22 protein-coding genes and 1 tRNA gene are annotated in these 23927 nt (G+C 62.5%); 13 read left to right on the top strand and 10 right to left on the bottom strand.

Features of this window, described 5'->3' with window-relative positions; translation table 11 throughout:
- Window positions 1–28: 28 nt before the first annotated feature.
- The 3 genes from ACLI1L_RS10860 to purD all read right to left on the bottom strand — a co-directional run bounded on the left by ACLI1L_RS10860 (window position 29) and on the right by purD (window position 3802).
- Window positions 29–922, bottom strand: coding sequence for a phosphoribosylaminoimidazolesuccinocarboxamide synthase (locus tag ACLI1L_RS10860; RefSeq protein ID WP_316328514.1), 894 nt, complete (start codon window positions 920–922; stop codon window positions 29–31).
- Window positions 923–1055: 133 nt separating this feature from the next.
- The gene (gene purB, locus ACLI1L_RS10865) at window positions 1056–2486 is read right to left on the bottom strand and encodes an adenylosuccinate lyase (RefSeq protein WP_316991640.1); all 1431 of its coding nucleotides are present in this window, start codon (window positions 2484–2486) and stop codon (window positions 1056–1058) included.
- Window positions 2487–2527: 41 nt separating this feature from the next.
- On the bottom strand, window positions 2528–3802 hold the full coding sequence (gene purD, locus ACLI1L_RS10870; RefSeq protein ID WP_411707537.1) for a phosphoribosylamine--glycine ligase: 1275 nt from the start codon (window positions 3800–3802) through the stop codon (window positions 2528–2530).
- A 35-nt stretch (window positions 3803–3837) separates the two neighbouring features.
- Between purD and ACLI1L_RS10875 the strand changes: the two genes are divergently transcribed.
- On the top strand, window positions 3838–4269 hold the full coding sequence (locus ACLI1L_RS10875) for an HIT family protein (RefSeq protein ID WP_411707538.1): 432 nt from the start codon (window positions 3838–3840) through the stop codon (window positions 4267–4269).
- On the opposite strand, the gene ACLI1L_RS10880 is transcribed toward ACLI1L_RS10875, so the two are convergent.
- From ACLI1L_RS10880 to ACLI1L_RS10890, 3 genes are all read right to left on the bottom strand, one after another.
- Window positions 4266–5771 carry a sensor histidine kinase gene (locus tag ACLI1L_RS10880; RefSeq protein WP_411707539.1) on the bottom strand — a complete coding sequence of 502 codons (1506 nt, stop codon included), beginning with the start codon at window positions 5769–5771 and terminating at the stop codon, window positions 4266–4268. The two genes, ACLI1L_RS10875 and ACLI1L_RS10880, sit on opposite strands and share 4 nt — an antisense overlap.
- Before the next feature lie 12 nt (window positions 5772–5783).
- Window positions 5784–6488, bottom strand: coding sequence for a response regulator transcription factor (locus tag ACLI1L_RS10885; RefSeq protein ID WP_023019887.1), 705 nt, complete (start codon window positions 6486–6488; stop codon window positions 5784–5786).
- A 186-nt stretch (window positions 6489–6674) separates the two neighbouring features.
- Complete coding sequence (locus tag ACLI1L_RS10890) at window positions 6675–8420, bottom strand: pyruvate dehydrogenase (RefSeq protein WP_411707540.1); 1746 nt, start codon at window positions 8418–8420, stop codon at window positions 6675–6677.
- A gap of 172 nt (window positions 8421–8592) precedes the next feature.
- Between ACLI1L_RS10890 and ACLI1L_RS10895 the strand changes: the two genes are divergently transcribed.
- Complete coding sequence (locus ACLI1L_RS10895; RefSeq protein ID WP_411707541.1) at window positions 8593–10104, top strand: MFS transporter; 1512 nt, start codon at window positions 8593–8595, stop codon at window positions 10102–10104.
- A complete protein-coding gene (locus tag ACLI1L_RS10900; RefSeq protein ID WP_086588176.1) occupies window positions 10070–10624 on the top strand; it encodes a TetR/AcrR family transcriptional regulator in 555 nt (184 codons plus the stop codon). Before ACLI1L_RS10895 ends, ACLI1L_RS10900 begins: the two co-directional genes overlap by 35 nt.
- A gap of 27 nt (window positions 10625–10651) precedes the next feature.
- On the opposite strand, the gene ACLI1L_RS10905 is transcribed toward ACLI1L_RS10900, so the two are convergent.
- Window positions 10652–10724, bottom strand: a tRNA-Thr gene (locus ACLI1L_RS10905).
- 150 nt (window positions 10725–10874) lie between these two features.
- Here ACLI1L_RS10905 and thrE point away from each other — a divergent pair.
- The 5 genes from thrE to otsB all read left to right on the top strand — a co-directional run bounded on the left by thrE (window position 10875) and on the right by otsB (window position 15827).
- Window positions 10875–12611 (top strand): threonine/serine exporter ThrE, encoded by a 1737-nt coding sequence (gene thrE / locus ACLI1L_RS10910; protein ID WP_411707542.1) that lies wholly within the window; start codon window positions 10875–10877, stop codon window positions 12609–12611.
- A gap of 86 nt (window positions 12612–12697) precedes the next feature.
- Entirely contained in the window at window positions 12698–13057 is a 360-nt protein-coding gene (locus ACLI1L_RS10915; protein ID WP_023019892.1) for a hypothetical protein, read from the top strand.
- A gap of 14 nt (window positions 13058–13071) precedes the next feature.
- The gene (locus ACLI1L_RS10920; protein ID WP_411707543.1) at window positions 13072–14514 is read left to right on the top strand and encodes a trehalose-6-phosphate synthase; all 1443 of its coding nucleotides are present in this window, start codon (window positions 13072–13074) and stop codon (window positions 14512–14514) included.
- On the top strand, window positions 14511–15029 hold the full coding sequence (locus ACLI1L_RS10925) for a hypothetical protein (protein WP_411707544.1): 519 nt from the start codon (window positions 14511–14513) through the stop codon (window positions 15027–15029). Before ACLI1L_RS10920 ends, ACLI1L_RS10925 begins: the two co-directional genes overlap by 4 nt.
- An 18-nt stretch (window positions 15030–15047) precedes the next feature.
- Complete coding sequence (gene otsB / locus ACLI1L_RS10930; protein ID WP_394285871.1) at window positions 15048–15827, top strand: trehalose-phosphatase; 780 nt, start codon at window positions 15048–15050, stop codon at window positions 15825–15827.
- A gap of 25 nt (window positions 15828–15852) precedes the next feature.
- Here otsB and ACLI1L_RS10935 read toward each other — a convergent pair whose 3' ends face one another.
- Complete coding sequence (locus ACLI1L_RS10935; RefSeq protein WP_394285872.1) at window positions 15853–16968, bottom strand: LacI family DNA-binding transcriptional regulator; 1116 nt, start codon at window positions 16966–16968, stop codon at window positions 15853–15855.
- 80 nt (window positions 16969–17048) lie between these two features.
- Between ACLI1L_RS10935 and ACLI1L_RS10940 the strand changes: the two genes are divergently transcribed.
- The 5 genes from ACLI1L_RS10940 (at window position 17049) to ACLI1L_RS10960 (ending at window position 21530) form a co-directional block, all read left to right on the top strand.
- Complete coding sequence (locus ACLI1L_RS10940; protein WP_086588183.1) at window positions 17049–18014, top strand: metal ABC transporter solute-binding protein, Zn/Mn family; 966 nt, start codon at window positions 17049–17051, stop codon at window positions 18012–18014.
- A complete protein-coding gene (locus tag ACLI1L_RS10945; protein WP_086588184.1) occupies window positions 18014–18715 on the top strand; it encodes a metal ABC transporter ATP-binding protein in 702 nt (233 codons plus the stop codon). The genes ACLI1L_RS10940 and ACLI1L_RS10945 overlap by 1 nt, the downstream gene beginning before the upstream one ends.
- Window positions 18693–19607, top strand: coding sequence for a metal ABC transporter permease (locus tag ACLI1L_RS10950; RefSeq protein WP_208612459.1), 915 nt, complete (start codon window positions 18693–18695; stop codon window positions 19605–19607). Before ACLI1L_RS10945 ends, ACLI1L_RS10950 begins: the two co-directional genes overlap by 23 nt.
- A gap of 11 nt (window positions 19608–19618) precedes the next feature.
- Entirely contained in the window at window positions 19619–20455 is an 837-nt protein-coding gene (locus ACLI1L_RS10955; protein WP_411707545.1) for an alpha/beta hydrolase family esterase, read from the top strand.
- A 64-nt stretch (window positions 20456–20519) separates the two neighbouring features.
- Window positions 20520–21530 carry an HNH endonuclease signature motif containing protein gene (locus ACLI1L_RS10960; RefSeq protein ID WP_086588187.1) on the top strand — a complete coding sequence of 337 codons (1011 nt, stop codon included), beginning with the start codon at window positions 20520–20522 and terminating at the stop codon, window positions 21528–21530.
- Between the two features lie 3 nt (window positions 21531–21533).
- Here the strand turns inward: ACLI1L_RS10960 and rlmB are convergent, their stop codons facing one another.
- A complete protein-coding gene (gene rlmB, locus ACLI1L_RS10965) occupies window positions 21534–22481 on the bottom strand; it encodes a 23S rRNA (guanosine(2251)-2'-O)-methyltransferase RlmB (RefSeq protein WP_411707546.1) in 948 nt (315 codons plus the stop codon).
- A 24-nt stretch (window positions 22482–22505) separates the two neighbouring features.
- Complete coding sequence (gene cysS, locus ACLI1L_RS10970; RefSeq protein WP_411707547.1) at window positions 22506–23894, bottom strand: cysteine--tRNA ligase; 1389 nt, start codon at window positions 23892–23894, stop codon at window positions 22506–22508.
- Between the last annotated feature and the right edge of the window lie 33 nt (window positions 23895–23927).

A 23927-nucleotide genomic window follows, 5' to 3' on the forward strand; every position in this document is an offset into this window, starting at 1 on the left:
CCCGTGCTGCGGGAGCTCCGGCGGGGAGTTAGTCCTCGGGCGAGAGGAAATCAGCGAAATGCTTGCCGGACAGCCGCTCGTAGGCCTCGATGTAGCGCAGGCGGGTGGCGGAAACGACGTCGGCAGGCAGCTGAGGCGGGGTGCCGTCGGCGGCTTGGTCCCACCCGGAGGCGTCGGAAGTCAGCCAATTGCGCACATACTGCTTGTCGAAGGAAGGCTGAACCTCGCCCTCGACATAAGAATCAGCCGGCCAGTAGCGGGAGGAATCTGGGGTGAGGACTTCATCTGCCAACACGAGCGTACCGTCCTGGTCGAGGCCGAACTCGAACTTGGTATCGGCGAGGATGATGCCCTTTTCCTCCGCAAGCGCGGCGGCCGTGGAATAGATGCGCAGGGTGGCCGCGCGTAGCTCCTCGGCGCGCTCGGCGCCTAGCTTGTCCACCACGTAGTCGAAGGACACGTTCTCATCGTGCTCGCCCTGCTCCGCCTTGGTCGCCGGGGTGAAGATGGGCTCGGGCAGGCGGGAAGCCTCAACCAGGCCATCTGGCAGCTCGATACCGCACACGGTGCCGTTGGCCTTGTACTCCTTCAAACCGGAGCCGGTGAGAAAACCGCGGGCCACGCACTCGAAGGGCAGCATGTCCAGCTTCTTAACTACCATCGCACGGCCGAGGCACTCGGCAGGGATGCGCTCATCATCGAGCGGGCCGGCCAGGTGGTTGGGGAAATCGATGGAGTCGAAAAAGAACTTCGAGGTCGCGGTCAGCACGCGGCCCTTGTCCGGGATGGCCGGCTCTAAGGCGTGGTCGTAAGCGGAGATGCGGTCCGAGACCACCATCAGCAGGGTGTTCTCGTCTACATCGTAGATATCGCGGACCTTGCCGGAGGCAAGATGGGTATATGAAGAAAGCTCAGGACGCATGACTTTCATTCTAGCGCCCAGGGGTGGCGAGCACGTTTCGATCAAATAAGCCCCGGAATCCGCGCGGGATCCGGGGACTATTTGATCGAATTGCGAAGGGGGCTGGAATTACGAAGGGAACCGGAAAAGCGAGCTAGAGGATCTCACCCGGGGTATAGGCGGCGGCCTTGGGGTGCTCGCCTACCAAGGCGTTAATGCGGTTGAGCACCTGGTTGACCTGGGACTCGGCAGCGCCGATGAAGGCGTGCTTATCGGCCAGGGCGGCCTCGAGGTCGGACTCATCCATGGGCAGGCGGTCATCGGCAGCAAGGCGCTGGACCAAGTCCTGCTCGCCGCCGTTTTCGCGCATATTAAGCGCAACGGCTACGGCGTTTTCCTTGATGACCTCGTGGGCAGTCTCGCGGCCCACGCCGGCACGCACGGCCGCCATGAGGATGCGGGTGGTAGCCAGGAAGGGCAGGTAGCGCTCCAATTCGCGGTCAATCATGGCGGGGAAGGCGCCGAACTCGTCGAGGACGGTGAGGAAGGTTTCGAATTGGCCGTCGAGGGCAAAGAAGGCGTCGGGAAGCGCGACGCGGCGGACGACGGAGCAGAAGACATCGCCCTCGTTCCACTGCTGTCCAGCGAGGTCCGCGGCCATGGTGAGGTAGCCGCGGAGGATGACCTGCAGGCCGCCGACGCGCTCGCAGGAACGGGCATTCATCTTGTGCGGCATGGCAGAGGAGCCAACCTGGCCTTCCTTAAAGCCTTCGGTGACGGTCTCGTTGCCGGCCATCAAGCGGATGGTGGTGGCCAGCGAAGACGGGGCAGCGCCGAGCTCCACCAGGGCGGAGATGGCATCGAAGTCGAGGGAGCGCGGGTAGACCTGGCCCACGGAATTGAAGATACGGTGGAAGCCCAGGTAATCCGCGATCGCGGTCTCTAGGGAGGCGAGCTTGTCCTCGGAGCCGCCCATGAGATCGAGCATGTCTTGGGAGGTGCCCATCGGGCCCTTGATGCCGCGCAGCGGGTAGCGGCCGAGGAGGTCTTCGACGCGCTCAATGGCCAGCAACATCTCGTCGCCGGCCGTTGCGAAGCGCTTGCCCAGGGTGGTGGCCTGCGCGGCCACGTTGTGGGAGCGGCCCGCCATGACTAGGGACTGGTACTCGGCGGCGTGGCGGCCGATGCGGGAGACCACTGCGATGGCCTTATCGCGGATGATCTCCAGCGAGGTGTGGATCTGCAGCTGCTCCACGTTCTCGGTGAGATCGCGGCTGGTCATGCCCTTGTGAATGTGCTCGTAGCCGGCCAGCGCATTGAATTCTTCGATGCGGGCCTTCACATCGTGGCGGGTGACGCGCTCGCGCTCCGCGATGGACTCGAGGTTCACGTCCTCTACCACGGCCTCGTAGGCATCAATCGCCTTGGCGGGGATGTCTACGCCCAAATCCTTTTGGGCGCGCATAACCGCAATCCAGAGCTTGCGTTCCAGAATGATTTTATGCTCCGGGCTCCAGATATTGGACAGCTCTGCGGAGGCATAGCGGGAGGACAGGACGTTGGAAATCTTCTTCTTTTCAGCCACGTGGCTATTATTCCATGCCTGCCCCACCGCGGGGTGAAGGGTTAGAGAGAAATCTCACCGTCTTCTGCTCGCTTGCCGATGTCCCGGCGGACAAAACCACCCGCAAACTCGATGTCGTCGACGGTGGCGTAGGCGTCTGCTCGCGCTTCAGCCAGCGTGGAACCCTTGCCCAGCACGCTAAGCACGCGGCCGCCCGCGGTGCGGTAGGCCCCGTCGGTGTGAACGGTGCCGGCGTGCAGGACGCGTTGCGGATCATCCAGCGCAGCTCCGGAGATGGCATCGCCCTTGCGCGGGGAGGCCGGGTAGCCTTCGGCCGCCATGACTACGATAACGGCGAAGCCATCCTCCCATTCCAGCGGCGCGAGCTCGGCCAGGGTGCCAGTCGCAGTGGCGTGGAGGGCCTCGGCCAATGGGGACTTGAGAAGGGAAAGCACGGCCTGGGTCTCTGGATCGCCGAAGCGGCAGTTGAACTCGACTACGGCCGGGCCCTCTTCGCCCCACGCCAAGCCGGCATAAAGCAGGCCGGAATATGGGGTGCCGCGGCGCACCATCTCCTTGGTCACTGGGACGCAAACCTCGTCCACGATGCGCTGCACGCCCTCCTCCGGCAGCCACGGCAACGGGGTGTACGCACCCATGCCGCCGGTATTGGGGCCTTCGTCGTTGTCATAGGCGCGCTTGTGGTCTTGAGCTGGCAGCAGCGGGACGACGGTCTCGCCGTCAACCAGGCAGAAAAGCGAAATTTCAGGTCCATCGAGGAAAGACTCCAGCAACACCGGGTTACCAGCGGCAAGGACGGTATCGACGTGGGCGCGAGCGGCGGCGCGGTCCGCGGTGACCACCACGCCCTTGCCACCGGCAAGGCCATCGTCTTTGACCACAAACTGTGGGCCGAAGCGGTCGAGCGCGGCCTCAATGTCTTCCTCGGCCGCACCTGGGCGTAGCTGTTCCGCGCGAGCGGTCTTGACTCCTGCCGCCTCCATAACGTCTTTGGCAAAGGCCTTGGATCCCTCGATCTGGGCTGCTTCCTTGTTAGGTCCGAAGACCGCGATGCCGGCGGCGCGCAGGGCATCTGCCACGCCAGCAACGAGCGGTACCTCGGGGCCGATGACGACAAGATCGGCGGCGATATCCCGGGCCAGTTCTACCATGCGGTCGGCATCATCTACCTGGGAGTATTCCGGGTGGACTGTGGCGAGAGTGGACATGGCCGCGCTGCCCGGCGCGGCATGGATTTCGGTGCTCTGGGGGTCGGCGGACAGGCCCTTAACAAGGGCGTGTTCACGGCCGCCCGAACCAATTACGAGAATGCGCATGCCCACCATCATAACCAGCGGGTAGCCTGGCACACATGGCTTCTGTATTTAGCAAGATCATTAACGGTGAACTACCCGCTCGCTTTGTCTATCGCGATGAGACCTGCGTGGCTTTCCTCTCCATCGAGCCGCTGCGCTACGGCCACACCCTGGTCGTGCCCATCGAGGAAATAGATAAGTGGACCGACCTGGATCCACAGACTTGGGCCCACCTCAACGAGGTCGCCCTGGAGATCGGCGGTGCCATCAAGACCGCGTTCAATACCCCGCGCACTGGCTACATCATCGCCGGATTCGACGTCCCACATACTCACATCCACCTCTTCCCCACCGAGAAGATGGAAGAGTATGACTTTGCCAAGGCCTTCGACGCCGAGAACACCGACGATGCCGCGATGGATGAGGCGGCCGCCCGCATCCGTCAGCACCTCGGCTGCAACGAGGAAGGCTTTCGCGAGGAGGACTAGGACTCAGAGGGGGCGTCGGCAAGCGCGGGCAGGCGCACAGTAAAGGTGGTGCCGCGGCCGAGCTCGGAGTCGACGCTAATGCTGCCATCGTGCTGCTCCACCAGGGAGTGGACGATGGCCAGGCCCAGGCCGGAGCCGCCGGTATCGCGGGTGCGCGAGGTATCCGCACGGTAGAAGCGCTCGAAGATATGCGCCGCATCTTCTTTGGACATGCCTTTGCCATCATCGATGACATCGATCAGCACGTCATTGGCTTCACGGCGCAGGCGCAGCGTCACCGTGGCACCCTCGCCGCCGTGGCGGATGCCATTGGTCACTAGATTAAGCAGCACCTGGTGCAGGCGGCTGGCATCACCATTGACCACGGGAATGGACTTGGCCTCATTGGCCACCGAAATCTCGCGGCCGGGGAAGGCCGCACGCGCGGACGAGCCTACGGACAGGGCCAGCTCCAATAGATCCACCGGACGCAGGTCGAGGCGTGTGCCCTCGGCGCGGGTAAGCGCCAGCAAATCCTCCACCAGCAGGGACATGCGCTTCGATTCATCATCGATCTTAGAAAAGACCATGTCCACGTCCTTGGTGGCACCGGAGCGATAAAGCTCGGTATAGCCGCGCAGGCTAGTAAGCGGCGTGCGCAGCTCGTGTGAAGCATCACCTACGAAGCGGCGCATTTGTTCCTCTTTGTCCTGCGCACGCACGACGGAGCGTTGCAGCTGCCCCAGCATAATATTGAGCGCGGCGGCCAGCTGGCCCACCTCGGTATGCAGCGGCCACTTGGGAACGCGCTTGTCCAGGTCGCCCGCCGCGATTTCCGACGCCGTCTTTTCCACCACCCGCAGCGGCCGCAACGCCCTGCGAATAAACCAGAAACCCACGGCCGCAATGGCAGCCAAGGCGATGGCGGCGATGGTCACCTGCACCATCGCCAGGCCGTGCAGGATTTCCTTTTCATGGGTCATATCCTTGGCGATGACCGTGATGACGCCATTAGAATCCGCAAAAGCCAGCGCGCGCCACTTAGTATTGTTCTCGATGGACCCAACGGTGGTGGGATAACCGCCAAGCGGGATATTCTCTGCATTCGGTGTGGTCGAAGACGGCCCCGAATAGCGGATGGTGCCATTGGGCAGGTAGTTCAGCACCACGTATTCGGTAGGCGGGCGCTTGGTGTGATCACCGATAAAGAAGTCATTGCTGATATCGCGTGCCCACGTAGTCGATGCGGAGCGCAGCTCATCATCGACGTTATTAAAGAGCACATTGCGCATAATGGAGTTCACCGCAAAGGACGAGCCTGTAATACCCAGCCCAGAGACTACGACAAGGAGGATGACCAACCACGTTCGCAGCGGCATCGCCTGCGGAATCTGGGAAAACATCCGCCGCTTGGAGGACTTGTCCTCCCCCTCGTCTTGCCCTAGGCCTTCATGCCACATGGATTGCGGGCGCGCTGCCGCCGGCGCAGGCGCCTGGCCCTGAGTCTCCTGTGAATCTTCCATTACTACAGCACTTTAGGAGCGCGGGGTGCGCAGTACATAACCCACGCCGCGCACGGTGTGGATCAACTGGGTATCGCCCGTATCAATCTTGCGGCGCAGGTAGGAGATATAGGACTCGACCACGTTGCCATCGCCGCCGAAATCGTAGTGCCACACGTTATCCAAAATCTTGGACTTAGACAGCACCACTTCCTTGTTCTGCATGAGGTAGCGCAACAGATTGAACTCGGTGGGGGAAAGCTCGATGAGCTCACCGGCCTTGGTGACCTCATGGGTGTCATCATTAAGCGTCAAATCTGCGTAGCTCATGGTGGCGTCGTTGGTGGATTCTTCCGCCGCACCACCGCGGCGCATGATGACGCGCAGGCGGGTGATGACCTCTTCCAAGCTAAATGGCTTGGTCACATAATCATCCGCACCGATGGTCAGGCCGTGGATGCGCTGGTCCACCCCATCCTTTGCCGTGAGGTACAGCACCGGGCCGTCCAGCCCCTCCTGACGCAGCTTTCCTAGCAGCTCGAAGCCGTCCATGCCCGGCATCATCACGTCCAGGATGTAGGCATCAGGGTTTACCTCACGGGCTACGCGCAGTGCCTCGTGGCCGGAATTAGCGCTGAAGACCTCGAAGTTCTGGAACTTCAACGATACGGTGAGCAGCTCCACAATATTGGGCTCGTCATCGACCACAAGAACCTTGGCGAGTTTTTTGTCTTCCATGTTCTCCTCAGACTCCCTTAAAGGTTGCGATTTTCTATCACGCAATCATGACACGCTTGCTTCCCAGCCTACTGAAGAGTTTCTGCCTGAATCCTGTGAACATAGATGCTCGCCCTGGTCACTGCAAAAGAAAACCACGCCCCTCCTCTGTTAAGGAAGAGCGTGGTAACTAACGCGGCGCGCTACTTAGAAGTCCTGCGGGCGTGGGATGTTGCGCAGGTTGGACTTTGCCATGGTGATCATCTGGCCCACACCACCGTCCAGAACGGTGCGGGTTGCAGCCTTGGAGAAGCCCATGAGCTGCTCGATGGTCAGCGTTGGTGGCAGGGACAGGGCGTTGGGGTCAGTAACGACGTCGATAAGAGCCGGGCCGTTGTAGGCCAACGCCTTCTTGATCTGCTCCGGAGCTTCCTTCGGATCCTCGATGCGGAAGTGCTTGATACCGGAAGCCTCTGCAATCTTGGCAAAGTTGACAGACTCGTGGTCGGTCTCGTGCTCTGGCAGGCCCTGCACCAGCATCTCCAGCTTGACCATGCCCAGGGAAGAGTTATTGAACACGAACATCTTGATAGGCAGGTTGTGGAGCTTTACGGTCAGCAGCTCACCCATCAGCATGGATAGTCCGCCGTCACCAGAGAAGGTGATGACCTGGCGGCCAGGGTTAGCGGCCTGTGCACCCAGCGCCTGTGGCAGGGCGTTGGCCATGGTGCCGTGGCGGAAGGAGCCAATCTGCTCGCGCTTGCCGTTGGCAGTGATGTAGCGAGCGCCCCACACGTTGCACATGCCGGTATCGACGGTGAAGATGGCATCTTCATCCGCGTTCCTATCAATGAGGTCTGCAACGTACTCCGGGTGGATCGGGGTGTGCTTATCCACGTTGGAGGTGTAGGCCTCTACAACGTGCTCCAGCTTGCCGTAGTGCTTCTTGAGCATCTTGTCCAAGAAGGAGCGGTCCTTCTTCTCATCCACGTGCGGCAGGATGTTCTCGATGGTAGCGGCTACATCGCCGGTAACCGGATAAGAAATCTTGGTGCGGCGGCCGATGTGGGAGCCGTTGATGTCCACCTGTGCCACATTGGCATCCGGCAGGAAGTCGTTGTACGGGAAGTCGGTGCCCAACAGGATGAGCAGGTCAGCCTCGTGGGTGGCCTCGTGTGCTGCGCCGTAGCCCAGCAGGCCATTCATACCCACATCGAATGGATTCTCGTACTGGATGTACATCTTGCCACCCAAGGCGTGGCCGATAGGAGCCTTAATCTTCTCCGCCAGCTTCAGCACCTGTTCGCGGGCATCCTTGACACCAGCACCAACGAAGAGGGTGACAGTCTTAGCCTCGTTGATGGCCTGGGTCAGGGCCGCAGCCTCGGCTGGGTCTGGGAAGACAACCGGGCGACCGGTAGAGATCTTAGACTCCACAAAGGAGTCATCGTCGGCGTCCTGCATGGAGACGTCGCCCGGGATGACCAGCACGGAAACACCGTTGCCCGCCATGGTGGACTGAATGGCGTGGTGCAGGACAACACCGCCCTGCTCTGCGGAATTGACCATCTCGCAATAACCAGAGCACTCCTGGAAGATTGCCTCTGGGTGGGTCTCCTGGAAGAACTTGGAGCCGATCTGGCGGGATGGAATGTGGGAAGCCAGCGCCAGAACCTTGGCGCCGTTGCGGTGGGCGTCATACAGGCCCTGGATGAGGTGAGTGTTGCCCGGACCGCAGGATGCAGCACATACTGCCAGCTTGCCGGTGGTCAGGGAATCTGCCTCAGCGGCGAAGGCTGCAGCCTCCTCATTGCGGACGTGAATCCACTCGATGGAGGAGCGACGAACTGCATCCACAATCGGATTCAGAGAGTCACCGACCAGGCCATAAATGCGCTCGACACGCTGCTTTTCTAGGGTGTCAACTAGCTGTTCTGCATAGTTACGTGCCATTAATTATCATCCTTAACTCTTAATTGGTGCTAATACCACTGTGCTACTTACACCGCAGGAAAGTCCACTATTCTCCTATACACTCACACACTGCGTCCAGCTGTGAGGAAGGTAATACTAACCTATCTTTGACTGTAAACTATAACGACCGTTCGGTACTGTTTACTCTGCTATGAGTATCCACCCGCCCCGCGCACGAAGCCTTACCGCTCCGGCCTCCACGGCCGCACAACGGTGGTCTTTCTGCGCCGTCATCTCTCTGGGGTTACTCATGGTTGGGCTGGATAATTCCATCCTCTACACCGCATTGCCGCAGCTATCGCAGCAATTGCATACCACCGATACCCAGCAACTATGGATTATCAACGCCTACGCGTTGGTACTCTCCGGTCTCCTTCTCGGTACCGGCACGCTAGGTGATCGCACCGGCCACCGGCGAATGTTCCTCATCGGTCTGGCCATTTTCGGCGGCGCCTCCCTACTCGCCGCCTATTCCCCCAGCGCCTGGGCGCTGGTCCTAAGCCGGGCCTTCCTTGGCTGCGGCGCCGCCATCATGATGCCATCGAGCCTTGCCCTTATCCGCCTTACCTTTCCCGATGAGGTGGAGCGCAACACGGCCATTGGCATCTGGGGTTCTGTCGCCGTCATCGGCGCGGCGGCCGGCCCCACCGTGGGCGGCTTCTTTTTGGAGCACTTCTGGTGGGGCTCAGTATTCCTACTCAATGTCCCGGTCGTGGCCCTTGCCCTCGCGTTGACCTTGCTCCTAGCTCCGCCAAACGCCCCAAATCCCCTTAAACACTGGGACTTTCCTTCGTCCCTGTATTCCCTTATCACTCTTACCAGCCTGGTATTGGCCATAAAATCCCTGCCACACGCGTGGCCGGTGAGCGTCGCTGCGGCTGCCGTCTTCGTCTGCGGCGCGCTCGCCTTTGCCCACCGCCAGACCCGCTTGTCAGATCCCCTTCTGACCTTCGACATCTTTGACTCCCGCGTCTTCAGCGGCGGGGCCTTAGCGGCCGGCGGTGCCATGTTCGGTATGTCCGGCCTGGAGCTGCTCAGCACCCAAAAGCTGCAGCTTGTCGACGCCCTCTCACCCCTCCACGCCGGCCTTATCATCTCTGCCATGGCGCTATCTGCCATCCCTACCTCCATCCTGGGCGGCGCCACATTGCATCGCCTGGGATTCCTCCCGCTCATAAGCGGCGGATTCCTCCTTATGGCCACCGGCATGACCCTGCTGCTCGCAACCCGAGGCGAGACGCTTGCCCTACTCGTTGTCGCCCTCGTCCTCACCGGCCTAGGCGCGGGCCTTGCCATGTCCGTATCCTCAACCGCCATCATCAATGCCGCGCCCCTCCACCGCACCGGCATGGCCGCTGGCGTAGAGGCGGTCTCTTATGAATTTGGCACCCTGATTTCCATTGCCCTGACCGGAACCCTCGTGCCTTTACTCATGGCCCGCGAACTCCCACCTCACCTCGCAGAACTAGGAACCGACGCGCTGCATCACCCCGCTTCCCACGCGACCGCCGCCAGCGCCTACAATGCCGGGTATCTTTCCACCATCGGCGGCCTGGCTTGCTTCGCCTTACTCCTAGCCGCGATAACCGCCAGGTGCTTCCGCGATAACCCCAAATCAGGAGATCCCCATGCCGCGAATCAACAAAAAGACCGCAGCCCTTGAAGCTGCGCTCGACATCATCGCCGCCGAGGATGTCTCCGGCCTTACCTATGACTCCCTGGCGCAGGCGACCGGCATGTCCAAGTCCGGTCTCATCTACCACTTTCCTACCCGCCACAACCTGCTGGTAGATTGTCACCGTTTTTGCGCTGAGCGCTGGGAAGAAGAGCTCGAGCAACTAGCCGGCGGCCACCCTGCCAGCGAGCTCAGCTTGGCCGAGCGCTCCCGCGCCTTGGTGCTCTCCATGGGCAAAAAGGATCCGCTCGTCAAGCTGCTGATGTGTGTGCACTCCCAGACTCACCCAGATTTTTCTGCCCAATGGGCAGATGTGGATGCACGGTGGATGGTGGATCCCTCCGCCGCCGAGACGGACGAGGATGACTTGCTCATCATGTTGCTTAGTACGGGGCTATGGGTGCACGATCACCTCAACCAGCGCAAGCTCTCCCCCGCTAACCGCCAACGCATGGTTGACCGGCTTTTTGGGCTTATTGATGCCCCCACAAAACACCACGAAGGCTAGGCCCCTCTAGGACCCAGCCTCCTTTTGAGCTGGAGACGAGACTTGAACTCGCAACCTACGCATTACAAGTGCGTTGCGCTACCAATTGCGCCACTCCAGCACCGCGGGAGATATCCCGCTCGTTGCATAGTACCCGAGCACCAACACTAAAGGGAAAGCCGGTCCCCCATCTATGCATTGACAGGGTACAGGGGCTAAAGTTCAGGCAGAATCTATCCCACTTTCTCAGCGCTTTTCGAGGGTTATTTCCGTGTCATTTTTGTCCGCTATGCGGGAGCGCCTGCGCGCTTCCTCGGGCCAAGTAGCCATCATCGACGCGGCTAAAGCCGCACCGCCGCCATCGCCACTCGCCCCGGTCGATCTCCATGATGCCGCTCAAGTCACCGGCGTCATGGAGATCGCCGCCCGCATTGGTGAAATCCTCATCGGCGCCGGTACGGCTAACTCGGATGCCCGCGCCCAGGTACACCTGGCGGCATCCTCCTATGGCTTGCACTACTGCCACGTGGATATCTTGATGAATACCATCACCATCCACACCACCATCGGCACCGGCGAGCAGCGCCAAAACCTGCACGTCTTCCGTGTGGTGCCGAGCATTGGCGTGGATTTTTCCAAGCTCTCGGCCGTCGATAAGCTCATTCGCTCTATCCACTCCGGCCAGATGCCACCGGCCATGGCGGAGCAGCGCCTCGACGAGATTGACCGCATGCCCGCGCCTTATAAGCCGGCCACGGTCATGCTCGGCTGGGGCGCGATGGGTGGCCTGATTTCCATGATGCTCGGCGGAGACCTGCTCGTCGGCGTGGTGGCCTTTGTGGTTTCCGCCTTCATCATGGGATTGAACGCTTGGTTGGCCAACTATCGCTTGCCGCCCTTCTATCAGAATGTGGTCGGCGGCTTCTTCGCTGTCTTCCCGGCCGCCATCTTGTACAACGTGGCGGCCTCGTTCGGCATTAATTTCTCGCCGGCACAGATCATCGCCTCCGGCATCATCGTGCTGGTAGCGGGTCTAACCTTGGTGCAATCGCTGGTCGACGGCATCACGCGCGCCCCCGTAACCTCCTCCGCCCGCTTCTTTGAGGCGCTGCTATCTACCGGCGCCATCATCGCTGGCGTGGGCGTGGGCATCCAGCTGGCTGATTCGCTGGGCTTTAACCTGCCGCCGCTGGCCACGCTGGCCCCGCCGGTCTACCACGAGATTCCGCTGCTGGTGGTGCTCGGTGGCACCGGCTCCGCCGCCTTTGCGCTAGCCTGCGGGGCTGCCTGGATCGAGATCACCATGTCGGGGCTTACCGCCGCGGCCGGCATGATCTTCTATTACTTCGTGGTGGTGCCGTTTGGCATCGGCCCGGTGATTGCCTCGGGCCTGTCCGCTGTGGTCGTCGGCCTGGCCGGCGGCTTGATGTCGCGCCGTTGGGGCATCCCGCCGCTTATCACCATGATCGTGGGCTATACGCCGATGCTCCCCGGCCTCATGCTCTACCGCGGCATGTACGCCTCGCTCAATGAGCAGATGATTACCGGCTTTACCAACATAGCAATGGCGCTAGCCATTTCCGGCGCGCTGGCCGCCGGAGTGGTGTTAGGCGAGCGCGTGGCCCGCCGCCTGCGCCGCCCGCAGTACTTCCGCCCCTACTCCGCTTTCAAGCGCATCGGCCGCTTCTCCTTCCACAAGGCCACGCACTTGGCCCGCAAGGCCCCGCGAATCCCGCGTGTGCCGATGTCCCCATTTGCCCCGCGCGTCAATCGCCCGGAGTTACCACCCAAGCTCGGGCCGAAGCCGCCGCAGCAGCACCCGCGCCACGAGGCCCAAAACCACGGGCCGCATACCCGCTCCGCCGCGGACCTGTGGCCGGAGGATTCTCAGTGGCCGGCGCAGCCGCAGCAGCACGAGAAGACCACCTATACCGTGCCGGGCACCGAAACGTTTCGTGCCCAGAAACCGGAGCAGCCGGGCACCGAATCCGGACCCGAGCGGCCCTAAACGCCGCCGGTAGCGTACAATATTTGCTCTGATAGCTTTTCTTGCAAGCGCTTAAGTAGTTTCCACAACGTTCAGGAGGACACGTCGTGCCACCCAAGGTCCAAGACACCCACCCACAGGCTGACCAGAATCACGCCCTTGAGGAGGAGACCTCCCGCGCAGCCCGCCGCATCGTGGCCACCTACGCCCAGGACTTCCTCGACGGCGTGACCCTGATGTCCATGCTGGGCGTGGAGCCCAAGGGCTTGGTACACAAGAAGGTTCTGGCGGAGCAGGCCGATGCCGCCCCGAAGAAGTCGACCAAGAAATCCAGCAAGAAGTCCACGAAGAAGTCGACCAAAAAGTCCACCAAGAAATCGACAAAGAAGTCGACCAAGAAGGCCACGAAGAAAGCGACGAAGAAGGCCTCTAAGAAGGCAACAAAGAAGTCTGCTAAGAAGTCTTAAGTTATTCTTGCACCATGAGTGAGCATGGCAATGACTTCGTGGTGGTGGCCAACCGCCTGCCGGTTGATCTAGAAACCCGGCCCGATGGCAGCCATACGTGGACACCCTCGCCAGGCGGACTGGTCACCGCCTTGTCCCCGGTCCTGGAGTCCCATCAGGGCTGCTGGGTAGGGTGGCCCGGCGTGACTGACACCGCACCTGAGCCCTTCCGCACCGATGCCGGCGTGCTGCTGCATCCGGTCAAGCTCACCGAGTCCGATTTCGAGGGTTTTTATGAGGGCTTTTCCAATGCCACCCTGTGGCCGCTCTACCACGATCTCATCGTCACCCCTACCTACGACCGCGATTGGTGGCACGCCTATCGCGAGGTCAACCTGCGCTTTGCAGATGAGGTAGCCGAGGTCGCCGCCGAAGGCGCCACCGTGTGGGTCCAGGACTACCAGCTGCAGCTTTTGCCCGGCATCCTGCGCCAAAAGCGCCCCGATCTCACCATCGGGTTCTTCTTACATATCCCCTTCCCCTCTGCCGATCTCTTCCGTCAACTGCCGTGGCGCGAGGAGCTCGTGCGCGGGCTGCTCGGCGCGGATCTCATCGGCTTCCACTTAGAAGCTAATGCCCGCAACTTCCTCGAGCTCGCCCGCCGCCACGGCCTCGACGTAGCAGGCGAGGCCAGTACCCGCGAGGTCACCGCACATATTCACCTACCGCAGGGACGCACCATCGGCGTGGGGGCTTTTCCCATCTCTATCGCAGCGAAGGACTTTGCCAGGTTCACTGCGGAGGATGAGCGGGACGTCGCCAAGCTGCGCGAAGAGCTGGGCTCGCCCCAGCGCATTATCCTGGGAGTGGATCGCCTCGATTACACCAAAGGCATCCTGCAGCGGCTGACTGCTTTTGAGGAGCTGCTGGAGTCCGGAGCGCTCGACCCGGAAGAAGTAGCAATGGTGCAGCTGGCCACGCCGTCGCGCGAGCGACTTGATCATTACAAGGCCACCCGCTCCAAAGTCGAAGAAGCCGTAGGCCGCATCAACGGGCGCTTTGCCCGCGTGGGCCACCCAGTGGTGCACTATCAGCACCGGGGCGTAGCCAAAAGCTTGCTGCGCAGCTACTACCGCATGGCCGATGTCATGCTGGTCACCCCCTTCAAGGACGGCATGAATCTGGTGGCCAAGGAATACGTGGCCTGCCACGACGATGGTTCGGGCGCGCTAGTGCTCTCTGAGTTTGCCGGCGCTGCCGATGAGCTCAGCCAGGCCTACCTGTGCAACCCCTTCGATATCGAGTCCGTCAAGGCCGCCTTGCTCAATGCGCTCAGCGCGCTTGACGATGCCCCCTCTGCCATGTCCCAGCGCATGCTTGCCATGCACCAGCAGGTCACTGAGCACGACGTACAGCTATGGTCCCAGTCCTTCCTGAGCTGCCTGCGCCATGCCGACGCCGAGGAGGCTGGCGCATGATGCCTCGCTGTGCCCGCCTCATTACTCCGCTCGCCGCTGCGTGCGCCGCCACGCTGCTCGTTGCCTGCGGCTCCGGCGAAGAAGAGCCCCAGGCCCCTGGTGATGGGCAGATCCTGGATAAGCAGTGGCAGGTAGTCTCCATCAACACCACCCCGGATGCTGCCTCCACCATCCCGGAATCCATCCCGCAGGCACCCACGTTGAGCTTTGGTGAATCTACGCTGGTAGGCACCACCGGCTGCACCCAAATGGTGGGAAAGGTGACCTATTCCGCCGATGAGGAGCGCCAAAATATCCAGGATGGCAACCGCCTGCACTTTGATGAGGTGGATTATGACGAGACCGCCCAGGATTGCCATGGCGCGTCCGTGTGGGCCGATAACCTGCTGCGCAACTTGATTTCCACTGGCCGCGATTTCCACTACACCGTCAATAGCAATAACCAGCTGGTCTTAGAGCTGGTTACAGATGAGGTGGACTCGCCGTCTATCAAGTTGGTTTCCCTCGGCAATTAAATACGTAGGCTGGAAGCCATGACGCTTTCCACCACCATCAAGGCCCTTGCCGCCGCTGAGCACCTCGCGGTGGTCTCGGATTTTGACGGCACGCTCTCCCCCTTTGCCACGGCCATCTATGACGTCGAGATGAACCAAGACTCCCTGCGCGCCTTGGATAAGCTAGCCCACCTGCCGCATACCACCGCGGCCGTGCTGTCCGGCCGGCACCTCGCTGGCCTGCAGCGGGTGTGCCCGCTGCGCGAGCCCGTGCTTTTAGGCGGCTCCCACGGTGCCGAATCCTCCTGGCAGGATACGGAACTCACCCCCGCCATGCGCGAGCACCTGGCCACGAAGGAGGCCGAGATCCGCGCAATTATGGAGCGCTTCCCAGGCGCGGATATCGAGGTCAAGCCCTTCCAGCGCGTACTGCACCTGCGGGCGCTCGAGGATACCGACCCAGAAGCTGCCGCCCAGGCTTATGAAGCCGGTCTCGCACTCGACCCGGGCGGCTTCCCACGCACGGCCGGTAAGTCCGTCGTGGAGTTTTCTGCCACTCAGGCCACCAAGGGCACGTGGTTAGACGAGCTACGCGAGCGTACCGGCGCCACCGCCATGGTCTTTTTGGGCGATGATGTCACCGACGAGGACGGTTTCCGCGCCCTCCATCAGCCGCCGGACGTCGGTGTCAAGGTAGGCGAGGGCGATACGGCGGCCGTAGTGCAGCTTGCCGACGTCGACGCCGTCGCCCACTTCCTCACTGAGCTTGCCACCGCCCGCGCGGCCCATATAGGTCACTCCGGCGGCGACGACGCCTAGCCGGTAAACCCCGGCCTGCCCCGACTTAACGCGGTGGTGCCACGGTCCGCCCCGCCGCGAAATTCGTTCGCAGCACCCGCCGAGACACCGCCGGCACGGCCGCGGCCGCCGTTTCGCCCGCCGCCGCATTATCCGCGGCGGCGATGAGGTTAGAGAGCATGTGGCCAGCGGCGGCGCCTTTGGCCTTATTGGGCTGGATGATCGTCGTCAAGCCAAGGCGCTGCGCCGCATCGATGCCATCGAAGCCGGTGACGGAAAGCTCGCCGGGGATATCGATGCCCCGTTCGCGCGCATAGGTCATCACGCCCAGCGCCATGGAGTCGGTGGTACACAGGACTGCGGTGAGGTCAGGGTGGGCGTCGAGAAGCAACTGCGCGGCCGCCCGCGTGGTTTGCGCATCATTGATGTGCTGGGTGACCACGGGCACGGTTTCCGGCGCAATCCCCGCCTGCGCAAAGACATCCATGGCGCCCATGACGCGGGCGTGCTGCACGTGCATATCGGCCTCTTGCAACTCCTCCCAGGAAATGGGGCCATCGTGGCGCTCGCGTTTAAGGCGAATGGCCAGCACGCCAATCTTGCGGTGGCCGGCCTCCACCAGCGCGCGGGCGGCCGGAGCAATCGCGGCTCGGTCATCGATCCCCACAAAAGGCAGGCCCGAATCCGTCGGTTGATCGCAGACCACCACCGGCAGCCCGCGCCCGCGCGCCGCCTCCAGGTAGGCATCCCCGGCCGCCACGGAATAAACCACAAAACCATCCACGGCGGCCGAGCCGACCAAGCTGGTCGCTTCCGCTTCCCCCTCCGGGCCGGCCGGGATGAGGGTAAGCATGGTTTGCGCACCGGCCGAGGCCTCCGCCATGCCGGCCAAGAAATCCACCGAGGCCATGTCTTCGAAGGCATAGGACAAGTGCTCAGTCAGCAGCACGCCCACCGCGCCCGCACGGCGGGTGCGCAGGCTACGAGCCGTGGGGTCCGGCCCGGGGTATCCTCGCGCTTTCGCCGCTGCCAGAATGCGCTCGCGCGTCGCGGCCGAGAGCTGGTCCGGCCGGCTATAGGCATTGGACACCGTCGTGCGCGAAACACCCAGTTCTGCGGCCAGCGAGGCCAGCGTCTTGCGGGTGGGGCTGCGTTTCACCATGGCCGTAAGCTTACCCCGCGGCCGCGTTTTCAATACATATTCAATTGACAACAATTACCATCAAACGCACACTGGAGACTATGCATACCTCACTTCGCGCATCCGCAACCCTTCTCGCGGCCGGTGGCCTCCTGCTGACCGCCACCGCCTGCTCCTCCGACACCGAGGACTCGGCCGCCGAGCCGGGCGCCCAGAAGAAGATCTCCATCGTCGCTTCCACTTCTATCTGGGCCGATGTTGCCCAAGCCGTGGCCGATACCGCCTCCGGCGTGGACATCGAGGTCAAGCCCATCGTGGAGGGCAATGGCGTCGACCCCCACCACTTCGAGCCTTCCGCGGCCGATATCGCCAAGGCCGAAGACGCGGACCTGCTCGTAGTCAACGGCGGCGGCTACGATTCTTGGATTTACCAGGCTGTCTCCGAGCAAGACAACATCATCTCCGCCCTGCCGCTGACCGACCACGGCAAGCTGGCCGATGACCCCAATGTCATGACCATCGACGCCGCCAAGGCCACCGCCAAGAAGGACCCAAAGAAGGTCACCAATATCGAAGGCAACGAGCACATCTGGTACGACCCAGCTGCGCTCGACGAGGTCGCCGGTAATATCGCGGACCAGATCAATGAGCTCAATACCGATGCGCACGCCAGCACCGAGCGCGTGGACTCCCACGTCAACCGCCTGCGCGACAAGCTCAAGGAGCTACCGGGCGATCTCTCCTACGCCCAGACCGAGCCGATTGCGGACTACATCATGAAGTACACCTCCGGCAAGGACGTCACCCCAGAGGGCTACCGCAAGGCCACCATTTCTGAGGGCGAGCCCACCGCGGCCGACCTTGCCGCCTTCACCAAGGCCATCAAGGACCACAAGGTGGACCTTCTCATCTTTAACCCGCAGACCGAAACCGATACCGCCGGCCGTATCAAGTCCGCCGCGGAGGATGCGGATGTCAATATCGTCGAAATCGGCGAGACCCCGCCGGATGGCAAGGAGTTCTGGACCTACTATGACGAGGTCACCGACTCCCTGGGGAAGCTCTAGTGCTCATCCAATTTCATGACGCAGCGGTTGCCCCGCTGTGGTCCAGCCTTAACCTCGCCGTAGACCGCGGCGAGTTTATCGCCGTTTTGGGCCCCAATGGCGTGGGCAAATCCACCCTGCTCGGCACCATCTTGGGCACCCGCAAACTCACGGCCGGCAGCGTCGACGTAGACTGCCGCGTCGGATTCATCCCGCAGCAGCGCATGTTCCCGGCCGACCTGCCCCTGCGCGCCCGCGACTTAGTATCGCTCTCCCTTGCGCACGGCGCTTTCCGACGCCGCCGCCCTCCCCGCCACCGCGTCGACGAGCTCCTCGCCGAGGTAGGTGCCACCGGCCTGCGCGACCGCCGCGTAGGACAGCTATCCGGCGGCCAGCAGCAACTTATCCGCCAGGCCCAAGCGCTGGCCAATGACCCGGAGCTCATCCTTGCCGATGAGCCGCTGCTCTCGCTCGACCCGGCGCGCCAGCAAGACACCGTGGACAAGTTGGATGCGCTACGCCGCGAGCGCGGCACCTCCATTATCTTTGTCACCCATGGCATCAACCCGGTACTCGGAGTGACCGATAAGGTGCTCTACCTTGCCCCCGGCGGCCATACCTTCGGCGCGGTGGATGAGGTTATGCGCTCCGATGTCCTTTCCGAGCTCTACGGTTCCAAGGTCAACGTCTTAAACGTCGATGGGAGGCTTATCGTTGTCTAGCTTCATAGAAGACACCCAGTACCTGCTGAGCGTTGATTTTGTACAGTCCTCGCTCATCGCCTCCGCGCTGCTGGGCATCCTGTCCGGCGTGATGACCTCGCTCATCGTGCTGCGCCAGATGTCTTTTTCCGTGCACGCCACCTCCGAGCTCGCGCTCATGGGTGCCTCGGCCGCACTGCTCTTCGGCCTCAACCTAGGTTTTGGCGCGGTGGCCGGTGCCATCGTCGCCGCCATCATCCTCGCCGTGCTGGGCTTCAAAGGCCAACAAGACAGCGCCATCGGCGTGGTCATGAGCTTTGGCTTGGGCCTCTCGGTGCTGTTTTTGCACCTCTATCCTGGCAACGCGAATACCGCGATGACGCTTTTGACCGGCCAGATCGTCGGCGTATCTTCCGCCTCGGTCTGGCTTTTGGCCGCAACCACCGTAGTGATCCTCGCCGCCGTCGCCATCCTATGGCGGCCCATGCTCTTCGCCTCGGCCGACCCGGTCATGGCCCAGGCGGCCGGCGTGCCGACCCGCTTCATTTCGGTCGCCTTCGCCGTACTCGTGGGCTTGGCAGCCGCGCAGTCGGTACAAATCGTTGGTTCACTGCTCGTCATGGCGCTACTTATCACCCCCGGCGCAGCGGCCGTGCAGATTACTTCCTCACCCCTGCGCGCGGTCATGTGGGCCACCATTTTCGCCGAGGTGTCGGCCGTGGGCGGCTTCATCTTATCGCTCGCGCCCGGTCTTCCGGTTTCGGTATTTGTCACCACCATTTCCTTTGTCATCTATCTGGTATGCCGGCTCATTGGCTGGCGGCGCAATAAAAGCGCAGTGCGCGACGAGGTCGCCGCTAGGCGCTTCCACGCCGACTGCCACACCACGGCCGAGGAGCACCACGCCGACTAGACTGGACGGCTATGCACGTACACCGCCGCACCGCGGATGTGGATGGCCGCACCCGCCGTTTCCTCGTCATCACGCCGGATAATCCCGGCCCGCACCCGGATCTCCTGCTCTTCTTCCACGGCTCGCTGCAATCCGGCAACGTGATGCGCCGCTTTACCAATGGCACCTTCGACGAGCTTGCCGATGCCACCAACACCATCCTCGTCTATCCCGATGGCGTGGATCGCCATTTCAATGATTGCCGCAGCATCCTACCGGTCACCGCCCGCGCGGAGAACGTTGATGACGTCGCCTTCGCCACGTATCTCGTTGAAACGCTCCAGCGCGAGTTCGGCACTGCGCGCACCTTTGCTTGCGGCTATTCCAACGGCGGCCAGATGGTGCTCCGCCTGCTTTTCGACGCCCCCTTTACCCTCACCCGCGCCTGCATCTTCGCCTCCACCTTGGGCGAGGGCGATAACCACGCGCCCAGCAACCCGGATGGCTACCGGCCCACGCCGCTGCTGTTTTTCCACGGCACCGCGGACCCATATGCGCCTTATGGAGGCGGTGTGGCCGGGCTGGACGCCGAGCGCACCCGCGGCCGCGTGCTTTCCGCGCCGGCTACCGCGGAGTACTTCGCGTTGGCCAATGGCTGCCAGCCACCGCGCGACTACCACCCCACCCCGGATGTGACCGCCACCGAATACGCCGGCGATTTTCCCGTCGAACTATGGACCATGGAGGGCCTTGGCCACGTGATTCCCTCTAGCATGGCAACCGACCCGCGCATAGGCCCCACTACAGATTCCTTCCGCGCTGTGGATAAGGTCCGCGACTTTTTCGGTCTCGGCACCGCGCAGTCCTAGTTATCCACAGCGGCGCGCCTTATCCCTCGCCCCAGCTCGCGTCCCGCACCTAATGTGTGGAGCCATGAACGCGCTACAAACATTCTTGGCAGGCCTGGCCGCCGGCATGGACATCATCGCCGACTGCCACGGCCTAACTCAGCGCGCGCTTATCGAGGCCGGCTGTCCCGATACCACCGCCACCCGCCTGCTCGCCCTCGCCGATACCTACTTCGGCCCAACCGCGTTTAGCCGCCTCCAACGCGAATCCATCGCCGCAGCCCGCGCCAACGGGCATAGTCTCACCGCGCTGCTGGCCATCGAGCGCTACGCCACCCGGCTGAAAAATAAGCGTCAGGCCTGGGCGCTGCGGCGGGAACTGTGCGGGATGAAGGGGGATGCCTCGGACGTCGAAAAGCGGGGGCGTAAACGCGTGCGCGAGATTAAAGGCCCGCCGCAGCGCACACCCGGTGTCAAGCTCTACCGCCGCGCCGATGGCCCCTGGACCATGACGATTACCGGCAAATCCGCCGATATCGCGGATATGCATGCCGCGCTAGATAAAGATGCCCCGCTCGATTCGGTGCGCAAGATTTTCCAGGGCAAGGCCGCCGCCTCCGGTGCGTCCGTGACCACCAATGTGGTGCTGCGCTTGGACGAGCTCGACCGCATTGTCGACACCGCAGGCGATGACATCACCTTGCAACTAACCAACGGCGCCCGGATGACCGGCGCAGACCTCGTGCGCCGCGCATTTACCGAGCATGGCTATGTCACCCTCATCCATCCCGTTAAAGGCCCGGTAAACCTATATCGCACCGAGCGGCTCGCCTCGCCGAAGCAGCGCACGATGGCCGCCGCGGAAAACCCCACCTGCCCGTGGCCGCAGTGCAACTACCCCGCCGATGAGTGCCAAGTCCACCACCTCACCGCGTGGCGCCACGGCGGCGAAACGAACCCTGAAAATCTCACCATCGCCTGCCCGTATCACAACGGCGTCAACGACGATGACCCCAACGCCCCGCCGCTACGCGGCCGCCTAGCCCGGGTAAATGGCACCATTAAGTGGCTGCCGCCCTGGGCGGAAAACGGCTAGAGACTACTGGGCCGCGCGGCGCTGGCGTGCGAATTCGGAAAGCACAGAACCGGCCGCGACAGAAGCATTGAGGGACTCGACCCACTCCGTCATCGGGATGGACATGATAACGTCGCAGTTCTCGCGTACCAGGCGGGAGATACCCTTGCCTTCGGAACCGATGACGATGACCACGGGATCCGTTGCACCGTTATAGGTGTCCAGCGTGTGCTCGCCGCCGGCGTCTAGGCCGACGACCTGGTAGCCGCTCTTTTGGAATTGCTGCACGGTGCGGGTGATATTCGTCGCGCGGGCAACCGGCAGGCGCGCCGCCGTGCCGGCCGAGGTACGCCACGCCACGGCAGTCACGGATGCGGAGCGGCGCTCCGGGATGATGACGCCGTCGCCACCAAAAGCTGCCACAGAGCGAATCACCGCGCCGAGGTTGCGCGGGTCGGTGATGTTATCCAAGATTACGAACATACCCGGACGCGCACTTTCGGCCGCACGGGAAATGAGCTCGTCGACATCGGCGTATTTATACGGCGGGATCTGCAGCCCGATGCCCTGGTGCATGCCGTTGCCGGTCATGCGGTCCATCTCGTGGCGCTGCACCTCGATGATGGGGATATTGCGGGTATTGCACATGGCCACGGCCTCAGACAGGCGCTTATCGTTGCGGGTACCGGCCACGATATAGAGCGTGGTGGCCGGAACCTTGGCATGCAAGCACTCGATGACCGGGTTGCGGCCCACGACCATCTCGGCGGTCTCCTTTTGGTGACGGCCGGAGTTGCGGCGATCGCGCTCCAGCTTGGCCTTGTGCTTGGCGTGGTAAATGCGGTCCTCTGCCTTGGGCGTCGGGCCCTTGCCGGCCAATCCCTTGCGGCGCTGGCCGCCGGAGCCCTTGGTTGCGCCCTTCTTAGTGGTCTTACGGATTCCCGCGCCACCGCGGCCGTGGGTACGTGCCATAAGTTTATTGTCCTTTCGGAGTGCTTAACGCTGCGCCAGCGACCAGGTCGGGCCGTCTGGGGTATCGGTGATGGTGATGCCGGCGGCCGCGAGGCGGTCACGGACGGCGTCGGCAGTAGCGAAGTCCTTGTCCGCACGCGCCTGGGTGCGCCGCTCCAGTTCAGCCTGCACCAGCGCATCCAACGCGGCATCCGCCCCGCTAGCTTGCGCTCCATCTTCCCACTCCAGCGGGTCAAAGCCAAGTACGTGCGCCATCGCGCGTACCTGGCCGGCCAGCGTGCGCGCCCCGGCCTCATCGCCGGCGGCAAGGGCCTTATTGCCAGCGCGGACGGTGGTGTGGATTTCCGCCAAAGCCTTAGGCACCGCGATGTCATCATTCATCGCGTCTTCAAAGCCCTGCGTCCACTCGCCCAGCTCTAGGTCATCGAAGTGAGCGAGGAAGTCCTCGATGCGGCGGTAGCCTGCGGCGGCCTCGGTCAGCGCGGCTTCGGAATACTCCAGCACGGAGCGGTAGTGCGCCGAGCCCAGGTAGTAGCGCAGCTCCACCGGACGCACCAGCTCGAGCATATTCGGAATAGAGAGCACGTTGCCCAGCGATTTCGACATCTTCTCGCCCGACATCGTCACCCAGTGGTTGTGCATCCAGTAGTTGGCAAACTTATCGCCGGCCGCGTGCGACTGGGCAATCTCGTTCTCGTGGTGCGGGAACTGCAGGTCCAGCCCGCCGCAGTGGATATCGAAGTTAGAACCCAGGTAATAGGTAGACATGGCCGAGCACTCCAGGTGCCAGCCCGGTCGGCCGTCGCCCCAGGGGGTGGGCCAGCTGGGCTCGCCCGGTTTCGCGGCCTTCCACAGGGCAAAGTCTTGGGCGCCGCGCTTGGCGGAATCTTCGCCCTCGCCCTGTTCCATTTCTTCTACCTTGTTGCCGGACAGCGAACCATAATCCGAGCCTTCGGCCCTGGTCCATGCGGCAACGTCAAAGTAGACGGAGCCTTCGGCGGGGTAGGCAAAGCCGGCGTCGATAAGCCGCTGCATATAGTCGACCATCTGGGTGACAAAGCCGGTCGCGCGCGGCTCTACCGAAGGCGGAAGCACGCCCAGGGTGTTATAGGCCTTGGTGAACTCGCGCTCATACGTGGATACCCACTCCCACCAGGGGCGATTATTCTCGGCCGCCTTGGTGAGGATCTTGTCATCGATATCGGTGACGTTGCGCACCAAGGCTACGTCATAGCCCTGGGCGAGCAGCCAGCGGCGCAGGATGTCGAAAGCGACGCCGGAGCGCAGGTGCCCGATGTGCGGCTGGGCCTGCGGGGTGGCGCCGCACAGGTAAATCGAGGCATGGCCGGGGCGGATCGGCTCGAAATCGCGTTGGCTGCGGGTGGCTGTGTCATAAATGCGCAAAGTACTCACGCCACCCAGTCTAATTGACGCGTGCGCGGGGTT

It is taken from the genome of Corynebacterium sp. LaCa117, from assembly GCF_046717765.1.
Taxonomy (GTDB): domain Bacteria; phylum Actinomycetota; class Actinomycetes; order Mycobacteriales; family Mycobacteriaceae; genus Corynebacterium; species Corynebacterium kefirresidentii.